Source organism: Enterococcus sp. ARL09-542, from assembly GCF_005234805.1.
In the GTDB taxonomy this organism is placed as follows: Bacteria; Bacillota; Bacilli; order Lactobacillales; family Enterococcaceae; genus Enterococcus_D; species Enterococcus_D gallinarum.
Map to the genome: position 1 here is coordinate 255,405 of NZ_QPQX01000003.1, position 14,739 is coordinate 270,143.

A 14,739-nucleotide genomic window follows, 5' to 3' on the forward strand; every position below is an offset into this window, starting at 1 on the left:
GAATTCAATATACCAATGAGCAAGCAATGGACCATTGGTATTTGCTCCTTTCTATCATAGAAATAGAAGCATAAAGAAAAGAACCCCTTCGCTAAGGGGTTCTTTTAGTATAACTACATCATGCCGCCCATGCCCATGGATGGATCCATTGCTGGAGCTGCTGGTGCAGCAGGTTCTGGTTTGTCAGCAACGACTGCTTCAGTTGTTAACAATAATGCGGCTACAGAAGCGGCATTTTGCAACGCAGAGCGTGTTACTTTCGTTGGGTCAACGATTCCTGCTTCAAGCATGTTTACCCATTCGCCAGTTGCTGCATTGAAACCAACGCCAAGATCTGCGTGTTTCAATTTGTCGATGATCACGGATCCTTCGTAGCCAGCATTTTCAGCGATTTGACGTACTGGTTCTTCTAACGCACGCAAGACGATTTTCACACCGGTTGCTGCATCGCCGTCTGCTTCGATGGCTGCTACTTTGTTGATGACATTGACAAGGGCAGTTCCCCCACCAGATACCATTCCTTCTTCAACTGCTGCACGCGTAGCGTTCAATGCGTCTTCGATGCGTAGTTTCAATTCTTTTAATTCTGTTTCAGTTGGCGCACCCACTTTGATGACTGCCACACCGCCTGCTAATTTCGCTAGGCGTTCTTGTAATTTTTCGCGGTCAAAATCAGATGTTGTATCAGCAATTTGATTTTTGATCAATTGCACACGAGCATCGATTGCTGATTTGTCGCCAGCACCTTCAACGATTGTTGTGTTGTCTTTGTCCACAACAACTTTACTTGCTTGTCCTAGGTTGTCGATCGTTGCATCTTTCAATTCTAAACCTAAGTCTTCAGTGATAACAGTACCGCCAGTCAAGATCGCAATGTCTTCCAACATGGCTTTACGACGGTCACCAAAGCCTGGTGCTTTGACTGCCACGACATTGAATGTACCGCGGATTTTGTTCAATACAAGTGTTGGTAATGCTTCACCGTCGACATCATCAGCGATGATCAACAATGGTTTTGATTGTTGTAAGATTTGTTCTAACAATGGCAAGATGTCTTGGATGTTAGAGATTTTTTTGTCTGTGATCAAGATGTATGGATTTTCTAAAGCAGCTTCCATTTTATCATTGTCAGTGACCATGTATTGTGAAAGATAACCGCGATCAAACTGCATGCCTTCCACTACATCTAATTCTGTTTCGATCCCTTTGGATTCTTCGATGGTAATTACGCCGTCATTGCCGACTTTTTCCATCGCGTCTGCAATGTATTTTCCGACTTGTTCGCTACCAGAAGACACAGCACCAACTTGTGCAATGGCTTCTTTTGAGTCAACGATGGAAGAAATGTTGTGTAGTTCTTCAACAGCAACTTTAGTTGCCATTTCGATCCCACGGCGAATACCTAATGGATTCGCACCAGCTGTCACGTTCTTTAGTCCTTCGCGAACGATCGCTTGTGTTAACAATGTTGCTGTCGTTGTTCCGTCACCAGCAATGTCATTTGTTTTAGAAGCAACTTCAGAAACAAGTTTTGCCCCCATATTTTCGAAATGATCATCTAGTTCGATTTCTTTTGCAATCGTTACGCCATCATTTGTGATCAATGGTGAACCATAAGATTTTTCTAAAACGACGTTACGACCTTTAGGGCCTAAGGTTACTTTTACTGTATCTGCTAATTTATCTACCCCACGCAACATTGCTGCACGTGCATCTTCTGCAAATTTGATTTCTTTTGCCATGATTACATTCACCTCAACTAAATTATTTTTTATTCAACTACTGCAATAATGTCTTTTGCAGCAACGATCAAATATTCGTTACCTTCAAATTTCACTTCTGTGCCAGCGTATTTTTCGAACATGACTTGTTCGCCCACGTTGACAGCAACAGGAGCTTTTTCACCGTTTTCTAGCGTGCGTCCTTCACCGACTGCAATGACGGTTCCTGTTTGAGGTTTTTCTTTAGCTGCTGAAGCAAGCACGATACCTCCCACAGTTTTTTCTTCTTCTTTTGCGACTTCGATAATCACGCGATCACCTAATGGTCTTAACACGATAAATCCCTCCAATTGTATTTGATAGAATTTCCGTTAGCACTCTCATACATAGAGTGCTAACTCACAAAATTAATATTACTCATTTTCTGTTTTTTTTGCAAGCCTTTTGATTAAATTTATTTTAGCTTTTTCTTTTTATTGCTCCATACCGTAAAAACCTAAGGAAAAATTTTGTTTCTAATGAGTCACTAGTCTATAATAGAAAAAAAGGAGTGTGATGATTTCACTTATGTCTCTAAAAAAGTACGCATTATCGACGATTTTGATTTATGGGGTCGCATTTTTTATTCCTGTCGCTTTTATATCTAGTGGTGCTACGATCCCTGCCACAACCTTTTCGTATATCGCCGGCGCAATCTTGATGATTTTTCTTTATTTTAAACAAAATGAACCGCTGTCGTTTGAACGCAAGCAGCCAAAAGTATCGGCTATTATTGTTTATGGCCTAACAGGAATCATCGCCGCCATTCTTTTGCAAAACTTCGCTGTCTTTATTGAGTCGCTCTTTGGCGAAGTGGCTGCATCGCAGAATACTGAGAATATTATCACTATTATTCTGCAAAACCCGATTTTTGCCCTTGCCGCTATGATTGGCGGACCTATCATGGAAGAATTTGTATTTCGCCGTGCCCTTGTGGGAATCATTGCAAACTATTCGAATATTTGGATAGGTGTCATTGTCAGTGCTGTCGCCTTTGCCTTTGCACACAGTGACAATCACTTGTTGGTGTATATTCTATTGGGACTCTTTTTCTCTGGACTTTATGCGTTGACAGGACGTATCTGGACATCGATGATTACCCACGTGGGAATGAATACACTAGTCATTATCATTCAACTATTGGTTCACGCCGGTTATATCAAGGTTCCATGACACAAAAAAAAACGATGTTGAAAATTTCAACATCGTTTTTTGTCTTAAGATAAATTCTCTGGCTTGGTGGAAAACTGTCCGCATTCCATCACCGTTGTTTTCTTCAAAAAAACGCTCGCCACTCATCCTCAAATACTGAATAACTCAGTCGCTTTATCGGGATCCGTATCATAAACCTCAAAGGCCTCACCGACACCTAAGTCATGTTCTTTCATCGTATTGACCATAGTTAGGTGGGCTAACTCTTTTAGGTTGTTTTCTTTACTCAAATGCCCGAGATAAACTCGCTTCGTGTTATCCGTCAATATATCTGCCATGACTAGTGCCCCATCTTCATTGGATAGGTGCCCACGATCCCCAAGAATGCGCTGTTTGAGACTCCAAGGATAAGGACCCATCCGCAGCATTTCTAAATCATGGTTGCTTTCGACAAGATACGCATCGGCCCCTTTGATGATCCCCCGAACATGATCGCTGCAATAACCTGTGTCGGTCAACATCACAAAAGATTTGCCATCTTTATGGAACCGATAGAACTGTGGTGCTGCGGCATCATGGGAAACGCCAAAACTTTCGATGTCCATATCCCCCATCGTCAAAACTTTACCCATTTCAAAAACATGTTTTTGTTCAACCGCAATATTGCCTACCATATTATCCATTGCTTGCCATGTTTTTGTGTTTGCGTAGACATCCAACTTGTATTTGCGCGCCAAGACCCCTACACCGTGGATATGGTCGCGATGCTCATGGGTGACCAAAATAGCATCTAGATCCTCTGGCTTGCGTCCAACTTCATCCAATAATGAAGTGATCTTTTTGCCGCTCAGTCCTGCGTCCACTAGGATTCGTTTTTTGTTGCTCTCGATATATAACGAATTTCCTGAACTTCCGCTAGCTAAAATGCTTACTTGAAAGGCACTTTCCTTCATCATTGTTTCTGTCTTCCTCTCTCTTACTTTCAACGAGTTCCATTATACCTATTTTTCTATGGATTTTCTACTTTTTGTACTGCATTGTTTGTAATGATTCGATTACTAAAGGCATTGACAGTTTCGATCTGAATATTTACATCCGCATCTGCTTTGACAGCAACGAACCAAGCCGGAATGTAGACATTCCGATCACCAACAATCAAAATCCTTGTGTAAGCCAGCTCTGTCCATAATATCTTAGAATGACTAGGCAACTTATTATTCAAATAAAGCGTGTTGACGGCTTCTTTCTCTGAATAGAGAGTCATTTTCTCCCGCAGCGGGGTGATATTGGAAATGTGGGTCTGAGTATACTTAGCGATCTGCAACAGTTTATCTGACGATGCTAAAGTCATATCGATCCGACTTGAGCTATCATTGAAGGGAATAGTTTCATAGGATTGGCTAGCAACAATGGTTGGATATTCTTGATCCAACAGCGACAAGTTTTTCCTATAATGGTATTCATCTCCATAAAGTACCTGGTCTTTACGCTGCAGGTATTCATTGACCGTCTTTTCTGCCTGAGTATCATCACTAATGTAGAAACCACCCGAGGAAATATGAGTCAACTGTTGTCCTTTTACTGTAGTTGCTTCAGTTAATCGTTTCTCCCCTTGCGCTTCTCTTAAAGCGGCTGCCAAATCGGTTTGTTCACCGCTTAAATAGTACCCGCTCAAATACTCGTCAGAAAGTTCTCCTGAATATTTAATGTCTTCTGAGGCTAGTCGCTGTTCAATCGGGATCGTCTGATTTGACTGCAAAACGTTCTGCTGTTCACTGCGGGCTTCACTGTAAATGTTGAACAAAAAGACATTCAACCCCAAAAACGCTAGAAAAAAAATCCATTCGATTCGCTTGAAATCCAATCAAACTCCCCCCGTTTCTGTCAATTTAGCCATTAATTCCTGATAATTGAACCAGTTATTCTCATACTTTACATACCAAGTTGGTGTCAAATCGACGACAGAAGCCCCTTTGATGTCGCCCCATTGATAGCCAACAATAATCTGCTGCAGCTGATCCGTCTCTGCCCCTGCAGAAAGCAAGTCACTGCGAACGGTTAAGCTTGAAGGCAGCTCCACCTCGGTCTCAGAAGGAATCGGCACTTGGATCGCATTTAAACTAGATTCGATTGCCATCTCTCGATTCCCTAATTGCCCACTGTTAGAAAAAGTTACTTTCATCAATCCCTGAGCACCACTGCTGAAGACTGGATACCCTTCTACAAAAATACGATAATCTAGTTGATTGCTCAACCGATCAAAAAAGCGTATCGTTCCGAAATTGTTGCCCAAACGACGAATATAGTCCGCACTTTGCATAAACAGATCCGTTTCATCACTTTCTGAAACAGTGGTTTCAAATTTGACTACTTGATCATCATGCAAAACCGCCATATTCTGTCCACCTTCATAATAATAAGTATCTACACTATCATCATTGACTTTGACATCTTTTGGCGAAGTAAAAAATGCTTCTCGAAAGAGATTCGCCGATTGCAAAGAGGAAACATAGCTGTATTTTTTCAGCTTGATCGTGTCCTGTGTATAGAACTGATTGCTTTTTCCTGATTCTTCCTGGCGCATCGCTGTCCATTCTCTTGGATTATCTTTCAAAATGCGATTCACATCATTTTTATCCCAGTCAATCTTGCCTTCAATGATCCGTGATTCTTCCAAATTCACAAACTGGATTTTATTCTCTTTCAAATCGATTTGAATATGGGAGAAAGCCATTTTGTTGGCTTCGTTGTCACCTAATGCCAATTCAACATCAAAGGTCTCCGCGTAATCATTTAGTAAGAACGGCGTGTAATACGCCAACGTCACTCCCTCATCCAATGTTGCTGCCTCTGAAAAAGACTTGGAATCATAATTTTGTACCGTCAGATCATTGACTTGAGCATCCGAGAGCAGTCCCTGAACGTCACGAATCAACGTTTCAGAATTGGTTTCCTTGACTTCATCTTGGTGGATCCAGGTTAAATACAATGGCAAAAATAAATCACTTTTTTGTTTGTAGGTCTGAATACTCGTATTGACTGTATCTGTAGCTTGTTCGACTGAACGATCGTAACCGGTGGGATTCAGCCAAATCATGTAGGAAAAGTAAAAGCTTAGGGCAACCATAACGATCAGACCTAAACGAATCATTTTTTCTGAGACTTTCATTCCCACCAATCCTCCTCATACGGTTCATATGGCAACATGATATAAAATGTTGAACCGCGGTTTTCTCGGCTTTCTGCCCAAATGGCTCCCCCATGAGATTTGATCACTTCGCGGGAAATGGCTAATCCTAAACCAGTACCACCTTGTTGCCGGGCGCGGGCTTTATCAACACGGTAAAAGCGGTCAAAGATTTTGGTAAGATCCTTTTTAGGGATGCCTAGGCCTTGATCATTGATACTCAAAACGATATTGTTATGGGTTTCCATCAATTTGACTGTGATCACACCGCCATCAGGTGAATATTTGATAGCATTGTTCATAATATTGTCGATCACTTGAATCATCTTATCCGTATCGACTTCGACCCAAAGTTCACGTTTGGTGAATTCACGACGAATCACATATTTTTTGTTCTCATTCGTCACCATCATATCAAATCGATCCAACACAAAGCTGACCAACTCATTGAAATTGATGTATTCCAATTGCAGTTGCGCATTGCCGCTGTCCATTCGTGAAAGACTCAGTAGGTCATTGATCATTCGAATCATCCGATCCGTTTCATCTAATGTCACTTTCAAGAAGTTCGGTGCGATTTCTGGATCTTGCCAAGCCCCTTCGCTCAACGCTTCAATATAGCTGCGCATACTGGTCAAAGGTGTTCGCAATTCGTGAGACACATTGGATACAAACTCTCGCCGCTCTTGTTCATTTTTCTCTTGTTCTGTAACATCATGCATCACCGCTACTAAACCAGAAATAAATCCAGACTCACGGCGAATCATTGAAAAGTCGATTCGTAAAATCAAATTCGTTCCAACGATGTCATTGTTCGGCCGTTCGATCAGCATTTCATCAGGACTTTCTAGCAGTTTACGCAAGGTGTATTCTTCATCGATTTGGAGCAGAGTCAGAATCGATTGACCGACTGCTTCTTCAGAAGTAACATTCAATAACGACATCGCCATCTCATTGATTGTAATGACTTTCCCACGGCGGTCAGTCGCTACGACGCCATCGGTCATGTGGGAGAGGACACTATCTAGTCGATTTCGTTCCGACTCCATTGCTTCTTGTGTTTCTTCGATACGTTCTCCTAGCTGATTGAATGTTTCAGCCAGCTGTCCCAGTTCGTCTTGGCCATGAACTGCTACTTTGCGGCTATAATCCCCTTTGGCAATCCGAATGGCTTGTTCCCGCATTTCCCCAATCGGCTGAGTGATGGATCGAGAAACAAGTAGGGCAACAACAATTGAGATCGCTGCAGCAATTAAAGAAGCCGTCACAAAAATCACGGCAGTATCACTGACTTCACTGTATTTCTGTTCCAGATTGCTTCGCAGGTACAATGTACCTAAAACCGTATCCCCTGTAGGCGACTGGATCGATTGGACAATGTTGTAGACCCGCTGTCCTGTCGATTCGTCATACAACACTTCACTACGGTTCGTATCATAATCTCGGTAATCGTTTTTTTCACCCACTGAACCTCGATCATTGATATTGGTGGTTGCCCGAATGATTCCTTGTTCATCTACGACCCGCATCTCTAAAATCTCAGAAGAGTTGGTACTGGAAAGGATCCGGTTCAAAGAAGAATTCATTGCATCCCAATCGAGGCTGTCTTCGGCGTCCATTCGACTAAGTTCTGAACCTAGAGTAACGACCAACGTGCTAGCTCTTGCCTCCATGTCGCGCTTAAAGGCATCGATCGTTGTTTTCTCTAATTCGCGAATAAAATACGCCCCGATAATCTGGATCGAAATCAATAAGATCAAGATAAAAGTCAGGGCGATTTTGAAGTTCACTGATCGAAAAAAGCGAACCTTATTTTTCATAGCTTATTCCTGTTCAGGGTTCCGCAAGTAATAGCCGACTCCGCGACGAGTGACCAAATAATTCGGATGACTTGGGCTATCTTCGATTTTTTCCCGTAAACGGCGAACGGTAACGTCGACGGTCCGCACATCACCAAAATAATCATATCCCCAGACGGTTTGCAGCAAATGTTCCCGTGTCATGACTTGACCTAAATGTTTCGCTAGATAGTGCATTAGTTCAAATTCACGATGGGTCAATTCGATTGCTTCGCCATTTTTAGTTACCATGTACGCATCTGGATGGATCGTCAAATCACCGATCGTCAATTCTGCATTCGGTGCTTCTTCTGCTTCTTTCGCCGAAGCAGAACCGCGACGTAAATTAGCTTTGACACGAGCTACTAATTCACGGTTGGAGAAGGGCTTAGTCACGTAATCATCGGCACCCAATTCCAGTCCTAACACTTTGTCGATCTCAGAATCTTTGGCGGTAACCATAATAATCGGCATATCGTGATTTTTTCGAACTTCACGTGCCACTTCTAATCCATCCATTTTCGGCAGCATCAAATCTAATAAAATCAGATCCGGTTCAACTTCTGCCACTTTTTCTAATGCTTCTTCACCATCATAAGCTGTATATACTTCGTAGCCTTCTTTTGTCAAATTGAATTTGACGATGTCCGAGATCGGTTTTTCATCGTCCACGACTAGGATCTTTTTCAAAAAATGTCACCTCATTTTTTATTCTTTCCTACTTATTATACATGATTTAGGATGTGTTTTCATCTTTCCTCAAATCTTAGCCTTGATCTATGCTTATTCTTAAGAAAATTTTGTATCGATGTTCTTTCTTTTTCATACTCATGATTGCTAACTTATTCATTCCGTAATAGGTTTCACAACAACTTTTACAGTATCGCCAATGTCTTTTTTGATCTGTTTGCGAATCTCTTTCTTGATTCCTAAAATATAACAAATACTTCCGTCTTGATTTTTCAACTCCATATTGACGATACTTCCTTGATAGTCAACGCCATCAAATGTTGCCTGAACTTTCAGCCGCCCTTTATTCCATTCAGCCCGCAAATCGTAAGGAAAAATCACGTATGCTCCACCTTTACCAATCTCAGAAGAATAAATGGTTGATTCAAAAACATATTCTTTCATTGTCACTCACTCCTTTTTCATAAACAACTCAAGATACTGCCTTAAGTAATCCGGATAGCATAAAGCTCCATCTGTAAGCATCCGTCTCCTTGGAGAACTGTTGCTTTGTTCTATGAAATCATTATACTGCTTGTTTTGTTCAACGAAAATAACTTAGGAGTAAATAGGAGCAAAAGAGAGCAAAAGAGCGCCAACCCTTCATGTCACTGACCATTGCGGCATCTCTAGAGAAACAGGTTTCTTTTCACTCATCGGCACAAAAAAAGGTATGAAAGTTGAAAAGACAACTTTCATACCTTTTAACATTCATTAATGAATGATTGTGAGCGGCTCTTAGAAAACGATCACAGTCACTCGATCAAATCCCCGTTTCGTCTAACAGCTGCACTCCGACGCCTAATAATCCAGGCCCTGTATGCACAACCAGTGCCGGTGAAATCTGTCCAAAGAAAATTTCTTTCACTTGAGGAAATTCTTGTTCAAGACGAGTTTTCATTTCTTTAGCTTCTGCCAACGCATCCCCCTGGGCCACGGCTAGGCGAAATTGTTTGTGATTTCCAATGTACTGTTTCACCAGTTCAACGGTCTTGTCCAAACTCTTTTTACGTCCTCGTGATTTCGCTACTGTGTAATAAATCCCTTCGTCATTACAAGAAATGATTGGATTCAATTTCAAGGCATTTCCGAGAATTGAAGCAACCAAACCAATTCGGCCGCCTTTTTGCAAGTACTCCAATGTCGCTACATTGAAAAAGACCTTATTTCGGACAACTTCTTGTAGCAGCTGTTCTTTGAGCTCTTGCCATGTGACTCCCTCATTCAGCAACTCAGCAGCTCTGATCGCTTGTAATCCAGCACCAATCCCGATATTTTTCGTATCTAAAACAAAAATATCCAAGTCATTCCGTTGTTCTCCCATCAAGCGAACAACATTATAAGTACCGCTCAACCCACTAGAGATGGTGACTGCCAGAACTTGTTCATAGCCATCGGCTTTGATCCGATCAAATATCTTGTTGATGGTTTCACCATCGGGCAATGACGTACTAGGAATTTCTTGCGGCAATCGTTGATAGATCTCTTCCGCTGTAATATCCACTTTATCCGTATACGTCCGATCCTTGTATATGATCTGCAATGGCAACATATACATACCATATTGTGACATGATTTCTGCCGGGACATCGGTTCCCGAGTCGACAAGCAGGGCAATTTTCTCTTTATTCATGGGATTCTCCTTTGTGCGTTTCCAAGTAATTTACTTCTAGTTCAATCGTTTTTTCTGCCAATAATTTATTTGCAAACGAACGGGTCGCCCCTTTGATCGCGATCAGTTCTACTGGAATCGGATCGGTAGACACCGCTTCTTTTGACCCTGCTGCCTCTTGGCAGACTGTCCAAATGGCTTTTTCCTGTTCTTCACAAAATAAATTGTACGCATTTCGTATCCCGACTACTTTTCCTTGAAACAATATTCCCGTCTTGATTTCTGGGATTGTCAACACTTGCTTCAACATCGTAATGGCAATCAAAAATGCCAAATGTTTTTGGTTATACCGTTTTTTCTCTGGGGGTGGGATCATCCCTTTTTTGACGTAATTATTGACCATTGATGATGTCAGCAGTGAATGTTTTTCCGACTGGATTACCGGCGACAAGTACTGATCGATCAACGTAATGACTTGATCCATGTACAGTTCCAAAGTTGGCAGCTCTTCCCACCGCGGCAAATGAAAGGAATTCAGCGACTCGCTCCAATCAAATAAATCTGAACGTAATTTTTCCATAATCTTCTCCATCTTAAATAGCAGAATATTGGTTTATCAAAAACTTTTTATCTGGTTTTGATAACTAGATAAATTTTACCATATACTGGTATTGGATTGTAGTCCTCTGCTCAAAATTTAGGAAAACAAAAGAATTTGATTTTTGAAGGGGATAAGTATTACGGAGTATGTACTCTATGGGTAGTCTTCTTTTGAAACGAAAGATAAAAAAACGGATTTTTTTTTAACAGAACGATTGATTTTTAAAAGTCGGAGTGCTAAGATAATAAAGTAATTTTGATACGGGCCGTTAGCTCAGTTGGTAGAGCAGCTGACTCTTAATCAGCGGGTCGCGGGTTCGAGCCCCTCACGGCCCATTGGGTGCCAAACCCACGCCACATAAGGTTTCTTGGCTACTTCGGTAGTTTAGAAAAGAAACCTTGATGTGGCTTTTTTTATGCTGTGGGTATACTTTGTGGGTATATAAATTTATCTTCTTTTATTTTATAACAATTCTGTGCGGAACTTATTTTTGAGGAGTTTCGCCTTTTTTTGTTTACAAATAGAACATAGGTTCGTATAATTCTTGCGAGGAGTGATTTTAAATGTTTGAAGATATGATTGCAGAACAAATTGATGCAAAACTTGCTAACGAATACTCTACCCTTTCTGACGATGATAAGATTTTCTTAGATTTATCCATTCTTGCTGTATTAGCTCAAAGCGATAAATCTATTGCTGTAAAACGTGAACGCTTTATAAAAAATGGCAAATTTTATGATCGTATGATAATTGAATCTCCACTAAAAATTAGAAGTAAGAAGTAGTTATCATGAAATCATTGAGAGGTGTAGTTTCGAAGATACGAGTGTTGAAAATGTCGAGGACCCCTTTAGTGCGTTTCTCTCTTGACGGTACGAATTGTTTGATTGCAGCACATAGTTTAAACTTCTTGGCAGATGTGGATGAGGGAATGCAGGTTGTGGTTGCTGGTGAGTTTAACGATCGGAAGCAATTTGTTGTTAAGAAGTATTCGGTGATTGGCAAGACGAAGATTATGATTGAGTTTGAGTCTTTAAATAGGACGTTAAATACGCTATAATGATTACGATGTAGAAACATAGTTTCACTTGCGCAGTGTGTGTAAATACGCTGTGCTTTTTTGTGCAAAAAAAAACGACCCACCCTCCCCGAAAGAGAGTGGGAACTTATAAAGAAGATTTGGAAATTAAAAAATTGGTTGGTACTTACATTCTATACCTGGCCCTTGAGTAATTCAATACTAAAGGTTAATATTAAATTGCATATGTTTAAAAAACATAAAAGTCATATGTACATCTTACCAAAAAGTAATGCTTCTTATTGGAAAATTAGGTACACTTAAAATGAAGAGGATTAGGCACACTTCCCCAAGTTTCCCCCGCCTAATCCTCTTCATTGACGATTTAATATCGCCTTACAAAGGCTACAATAAAATAATTTTTAATTCAAATGAAAAGAATAACGTTTAATATTTCGTTTATAAGCTCTCCGCAGCGGGCTATTTGTTTACCATGGATTCTTGTTGTTGCTGTTCAATTAACATTAAAAATCAACAATATGACTAATTTGAATACGTCATATTGTTGATTTTTATCATCTTTAGTTCCTAGTTGTCGGTATTCGTCGATAAATGATTAATTTATTTGCACATTTATTTATGCCTTAGGATCCCCAGTTAGAAAAACTGTTCCTTTATATATTTTTTTTCTGGTACAATAAAAGAAAAACCTTGAGGTACCGTATGCATCGTAAAAAGATAAAAAAAACAAAAATACTAATTCCATTCTTAATATTTTTAGTAATTCTTTCTTCAGTAATAACATTTTACTTAATAAAAAACACTAACGATTCCAGTTCAAGGGTATACTCCCATAGAGGAGCCTCTGGAGAAGAGATTGAACACACAGTCGCTGCTTATGATCTGGCTATTTTATACGGATCAAAATATATCGAACAAGATCTTGTGACATCCAGAGACAACACTCTTTATGTTTCTCATGATTTATCAGCAAAAAGAATAACTGGTGTAGACAAACTTTTTGTAGATATGACCGATGATGAAATTTCTGATTTAAGAACTGAAGATAATGAAAAGATATTGAGTTTGCAAGATGTGTTTAATCGATACGGGAATACTGTGAATTATGTAATAGAACTAAAGGAAAACTCCAATCAAACGAAGCTTTTCGAAGATCTTGTGAAAAAAATAACTTGGAAGATAATATCGTAGTTCAAGCATCTGATATTAAACCGTTGCAAGACTTGAGCAAAAGTTTTCCAAATATGCCAAAACTCTTATTAGTTAAGAATCAAAGCGAATTAGAAAAGGCAGTCACGTATGACATAGTAGATATAGTTTCTGCTGAAAAGAGTATGATGACAAAAGAAAATGTTAAATTAGTTCATGGCCACAAAAAACTTTTGAATATTTGGACAATAAACTCCACTAGTGAAATAAAAAAGGCAATCAATCTTGGTATAGATAATTACTTTACCAACTTCACAGCAAAAGCTTTAGCATTAGAAAATAAATACAGAAAATAAAAAAGCCCCTTCTCATTTGCAGAGTGTAGTGACCCCAAAAAGTTAGACTTTTATGGAGTGGAGAAATCCACTCCTTTTTTGTATGATAAGATTAACTGTTAGACAGCTGTTTTTACAGCTTCTCGAAACTGAACCGGACTTCGCCAATTTAATTTCTTTTTGATGCGTTTATGGTTGTAATAATAGATATATTGGTCAATTTTTGTTTTCAATTCATCTAAACTCCGATAGACTTCTCCGTGAAAAATCTCTTGCTTTAATAAACCAAAGAAGTTTTCCATAGGTGAGTTATCTAAACAATTCCCTTTACGAGACATACTCTGGAAGATTTTATGCTGCTTCAACATCTTGACAGCGTATATCTGTTTTTAAGGTAGTGCAGTTGCCATCTTTAAATAAATTACGAATTTCTTTCGTTAAATAATGTTGTTTCATTGGCGTGTTGGTCAATGTCCAAGTCACATTTCCTTTAAATGTTTGATCTGGCACTCTACTTGGATCAGGAATTTGTAAACCGACATCGCCTAACTGTAAATCATAGACTCCATTGACAAATTGTCCGCCATTCGTATACATGATCGTCTGATCCTCTGATGTGACCATTAGATGCTCATTTTCAGATTTATTTACTTCATTTTGGTTATTTTTTTTGACTTGTTCAGTTAAATCGTCTGCTTCAAAAGGAGTATCCCCATCATTCATATTTCTTTTAACGTCACCTACCAGAGGAACCTTTAGCTCCACCCCTTGATAGCCATTATCGACATTAATCGAGTGTCTCACATTCAATGACCATGTTTGTGTATCTTCCCGTCGCTTGTCTTTCACTCCAACGTTAAATGTTTTTCCATTTTTATTCGTCGTAGTGATTGTTTGCTCTTTTATGCTATCTTGCAATTTGGTGATCCCAAAATCAAAGGTTCTAGGCACATAAGAAATACCAAAATAGCTATTTTTGATTCCTGTTTTTTCATTTAAATCACTCGGCGGATTGGGATCGTACCCACCATTTTCTGATAAACCTAGGTTTCCTTGTAACGGTGTCGTTGCTTCAGAAGGATTTGCCTGATTTTGCTCAGCCGCAGAAGCGTATGTACCACCTAATACCAGCACACTACTCAACGTAATTGCCTTTAATACTGCTTTACTGATCTTCATTTTTTTCATCCTTTCTTTCGTTTATTCGCATTGCTATAAACAGTATAGCGGAGCTCATTCCACTTCTTTTCTTAGTTATTTTATGAAAAGTTGCAACCTTTTAAAAAAAATAAAATCGGCGCTCCTCTGTTTTATTATGAAATTATTCCGAGCTTTAC

14 protein-coding genes, 1 tRNA gene and 2 pseudogenes are annotated in these 14,739 nt (G+C 39.7%); 5 read left to right on the plus strand and 12 right to left on the minus strand.

The features are described from left to right. Positions 1 to 113 precede the first annotated feature (113 nt). A complete protein-coding gene (gene groL, locus DVW06_RS05205) occupies positions 114 to 1,742 on the minus strand; it encodes a chaperonin GroEL (protein ID WP_003127441.1) in 1,629 nt (542 codons plus the stop codon). A 29-nt stretch (positions 1,743 to 1,771) separates the two neighbouring features. Further along, a complete protein-coding gene (gene groES / locus DVW06_RS05210) occupies positions 1,772 to 2,056 on the minus strand; it encodes a co-chaperone GroES (RefSeq protein WP_003127440.1) in 285 nt (94 codons plus the stop codon). A gap of 232 nt (positions 2,057 to 2,288) precedes the next feature. Between groES and DVW06_RS05215 the strand changes: the two genes are divergently transcribed. Next, complete coding sequence (locus tag DVW06_RS05215; protein WP_137264489.1) at positions 2,289 to 2,933, plus strand: CPBP family intramembrane glutamic endopeptidase; 645 nt, start codon at positions 2,289 to 2,291, stop codon at positions 2,931 to 2,933. 128 nt (positions 2,934 to 3,061) lie between these two features. On the opposite strand, the gene DVW06_RS05220 is transcribed toward DVW06_RS05215, so the two are convergent. The 8 genes from DVW06_RS05220 to DVW06_RS05255 all read right to left on the minus strand — a co-directional run bounded on the left by DVW06_RS05220 (position 3,062) and on the right by DVW06_RS05255 (position 10,858). Next, positions 3,062 to 3,868 carry an MBL fold metallo-hydrolase gene (locus tag DVW06_RS05220; protein ID WP_003127437.1) on the minus strand — a complete coding sequence of 269 codons (807 nt, stop codon included), beginning with the start codon at positions 3,866 to 3,868 and terminating at the stop codon, positions 3,062 to 3,064. Positions 3,869 to 3,921: 53 nt separating this feature from the next. After that, positions 3,922 to 4,776: a two-component system regulatory protein YycI gene (locus DVW06_RS05225; RefSeq protein WP_137264478.1), complete on the minus strand. Its 855-nt coding sequence runs from the start codon at positions 4,774 to 4,776 to the stop codon at positions 3,922 to 3,924. Next, positions 4,777 to 6,081, minus strand: coding sequence for a YycH family regulatory protein (locus DVW06_RS05230; RefSeq protein ID WP_021149292.1), 1,305 nt, complete (start codon positions 6,079 to 6,081; stop codon positions 4,777 to 4,779). Next, positions 6,078 to 7,919 carry a cell wall metabolism sensor histidine kinase WalK gene (gene walK / locus DVW06_RS05235; protein WP_003127434.1) on the minus strand — a complete coding sequence of 614 codons (1,842 nt, stop codon included), beginning with the start codon at positions 7,917 to 7,919 and terminating at the stop codon, positions 6,078 to 6,080. The genes DVW06_RS05230 and walK overlap by 4 nt, the downstream gene beginning before the upstream one ends. Before the next feature lie 3 nt (positions 7,920 to 7,922). Further along, entirely contained in the window at positions 7,923 to 8,627 is a 705-nt protein-coding gene (yycF, locus tag DVW06_RS05240) for a response regulator YycF (protein ID WP_005471699.1), read from the minus strand. Between the two features lie 156 nt (positions 8,628 to 8,783). Then, positions 8,784 to 9,071 carry a DUF1905 domain-containing protein gene (locus DVW06_RS05245; protein ID WP_005471698.1) on the minus strand — a complete coding sequence of 96 codons (288 nt, stop codon included), beginning with the start codon at positions 9,069 to 9,071 and terminating at the stop codon, positions 8,784 to 8,786. A gap of 358 nt (positions 9,072 to 9,429) precedes the next feature. Continuing rightward, entirely contained in the window at positions 9,430 to 10,299 is an 870-nt protein-coding gene (locus DVW06_RS05250; RefSeq protein ID WP_003127431.1) for a DegV family protein, read from the minus strand. Continuing rightward, positions 10,292 to 10,858: a DUF1836 domain-containing protein gene (locus tag DVW06_RS05255; protein ID WP_005471696.1), complete on the minus strand. Its 567-nt coding sequence runs from the start codon at positions 10,856 to 10,858 to the stop codon at positions 10,292 to 10,294. Before DVW06_RS05255 ends, DVW06_RS05250 begins: the two co-directional genes overlap by 8 nt. A gap of 283 nt (positions 10,859 to 11,141) precedes the next feature. Between DVW06_RS05255 and DVW06_RS05260 the strand changes: the two genes are divergently transcribed. The 4 genes and pseudogenes from DVW06_RS05260 (at position 11,142) to DVW06_RS17765 (ending at position 13,423) form a co-directional block, all read left to right on the plus strand. Then, a tRNA-Lys gene (locus DVW06_RS05260) sits at positions 11,142 to 11,214 on the plus strand. A gap of 228 nt (positions 11,215 to 11,442) precedes the next feature. Next, the gene (locus tag DVW06_RS05265) at positions 11,443 to 11,664 is read left to right on the plus strand and encodes a hypothetical protein (protein WP_003127427.1); all 222 of its coding nucleotides are present in this window, start codon (positions 11,443 to 11,445) and stop codon (positions 11,662 to 11,664) included. 5 nt (positions 11,665 to 11,669) lie between these two features. Further along, complete coding sequence (locus tag DVW06_RS05270) at positions 11,670 to 11,939, plus strand: hypothetical protein (protein ID WP_003127426.1); 270 nt, start codon at positions 11,670 to 11,672, stop codon at positions 11,937 to 11,939. A gap of 681 nt (positions 11,940 to 12,620) precedes the next feature. Continuing rightward, positions 12,621 to 13,423: pseudogene (locus DVW06_RS17765) on the plus strand (glycerophosphodiester phosphodiesterase). 98 nt (positions 13,424 to 13,521) lie between these two features. Here DVW06_RS17765 and DVW06_RS05280 read toward each other — a convergent pair. Then, positions 13,522 to 13,767, minus strand: a pseudogene (locus DVW06_RS05280) (IS3 family transposase); the annotation flags it as partial. Beyond that, complete coding sequence (locus DVW06_RS05285) at positions 13,754 to 14,590, minus strand: WxL domain-containing protein (protein WP_081132291.1); 837 nt, start codon at positions 14,588 to 14,590, stop codon at positions 13,754 to 13,756. The pseudogene DVW06_RS05280 and the gene DVW06_RS05285, both read right to left, overlap by 14 nt. Positions 14,591 to 14,739 lie beyond the last annotated feature (149 nt).

Coding starts and splice junctions, on each gene's coding strand:
- groL (WP_003127441.1), bottom strand. CDS start 1,742: ATGGCAAAAGAAATCAAATTTGCAGAAGATGCACGTGCAGCAATGTTG.
- DVW06_RS05215 (WP_137264489.1), top strand. CDS start 2,289: ATGTCTCTAAAAAAGTACGCATTATCGACGATTTTGATTTATGGGGTC.
- DVW06_RS05220 (WP_003127437.1), bottom strand. CDS start 3,868: ATGATGAAGGAAAGTGCCTTTCAAGTAAGCATTTTAGCTAGCGGAAGT.
- DVW06_RS05230 (WP_021149292.1), bottom strand. CDS start 6,081: ATGAAAGTCTCAGAAAAAATGATTCGTTTAGGTCTGATCGTTATGGTT.
- walK (WP_003127434.1), bottom strand. CDS start 7,919: ATGAAAAATAAGGTTCGCTTTTTTCGATCAGTGAACTTCAAAATCGCC.
- DVW06_RS05245 (WP_005471698.1), bottom strand. CDS start 9,071: ATGAAAGAATATGTTTTTGAATCAACCATTTATTCTTCTGAGATTGGT.
- DVW06_RS05250 (WP_003127431.1), bottom strand. CDS start 10,299: ATGAATAAAGAGAAAATTGCCCTGCTTGTCGACTCGGGAACCGATGTC.
- DVW06_RS05255 (WP_005471696.1), bottom strand. CDS start 10,858: ATGGAAAAATTACGTTCAGATTTATTTGATTGGAGCGAGTCGCTGAAT.
- DVW06_RS05265 (WP_003127427.1), top strand. CDS start 11,443: ATGTTTGAAGATATGATTGCAGAACAAATTGATGCAAAACTTGCTAAC.
- DVW06_RS05270 (WP_003127426.1), top strand. CDS start 11,670: ATGAAATCATTGAGAGGTGTAGTTTCGAAGATACGAGTGTTGAAAATG.
- DVW06_RS05285 (WP_081132291.1), bottom strand. CDS start 14,590: ATGAAAAAAATGAAGATCAGTAAAGCAGTATTAAAGGCAATTACGTTG.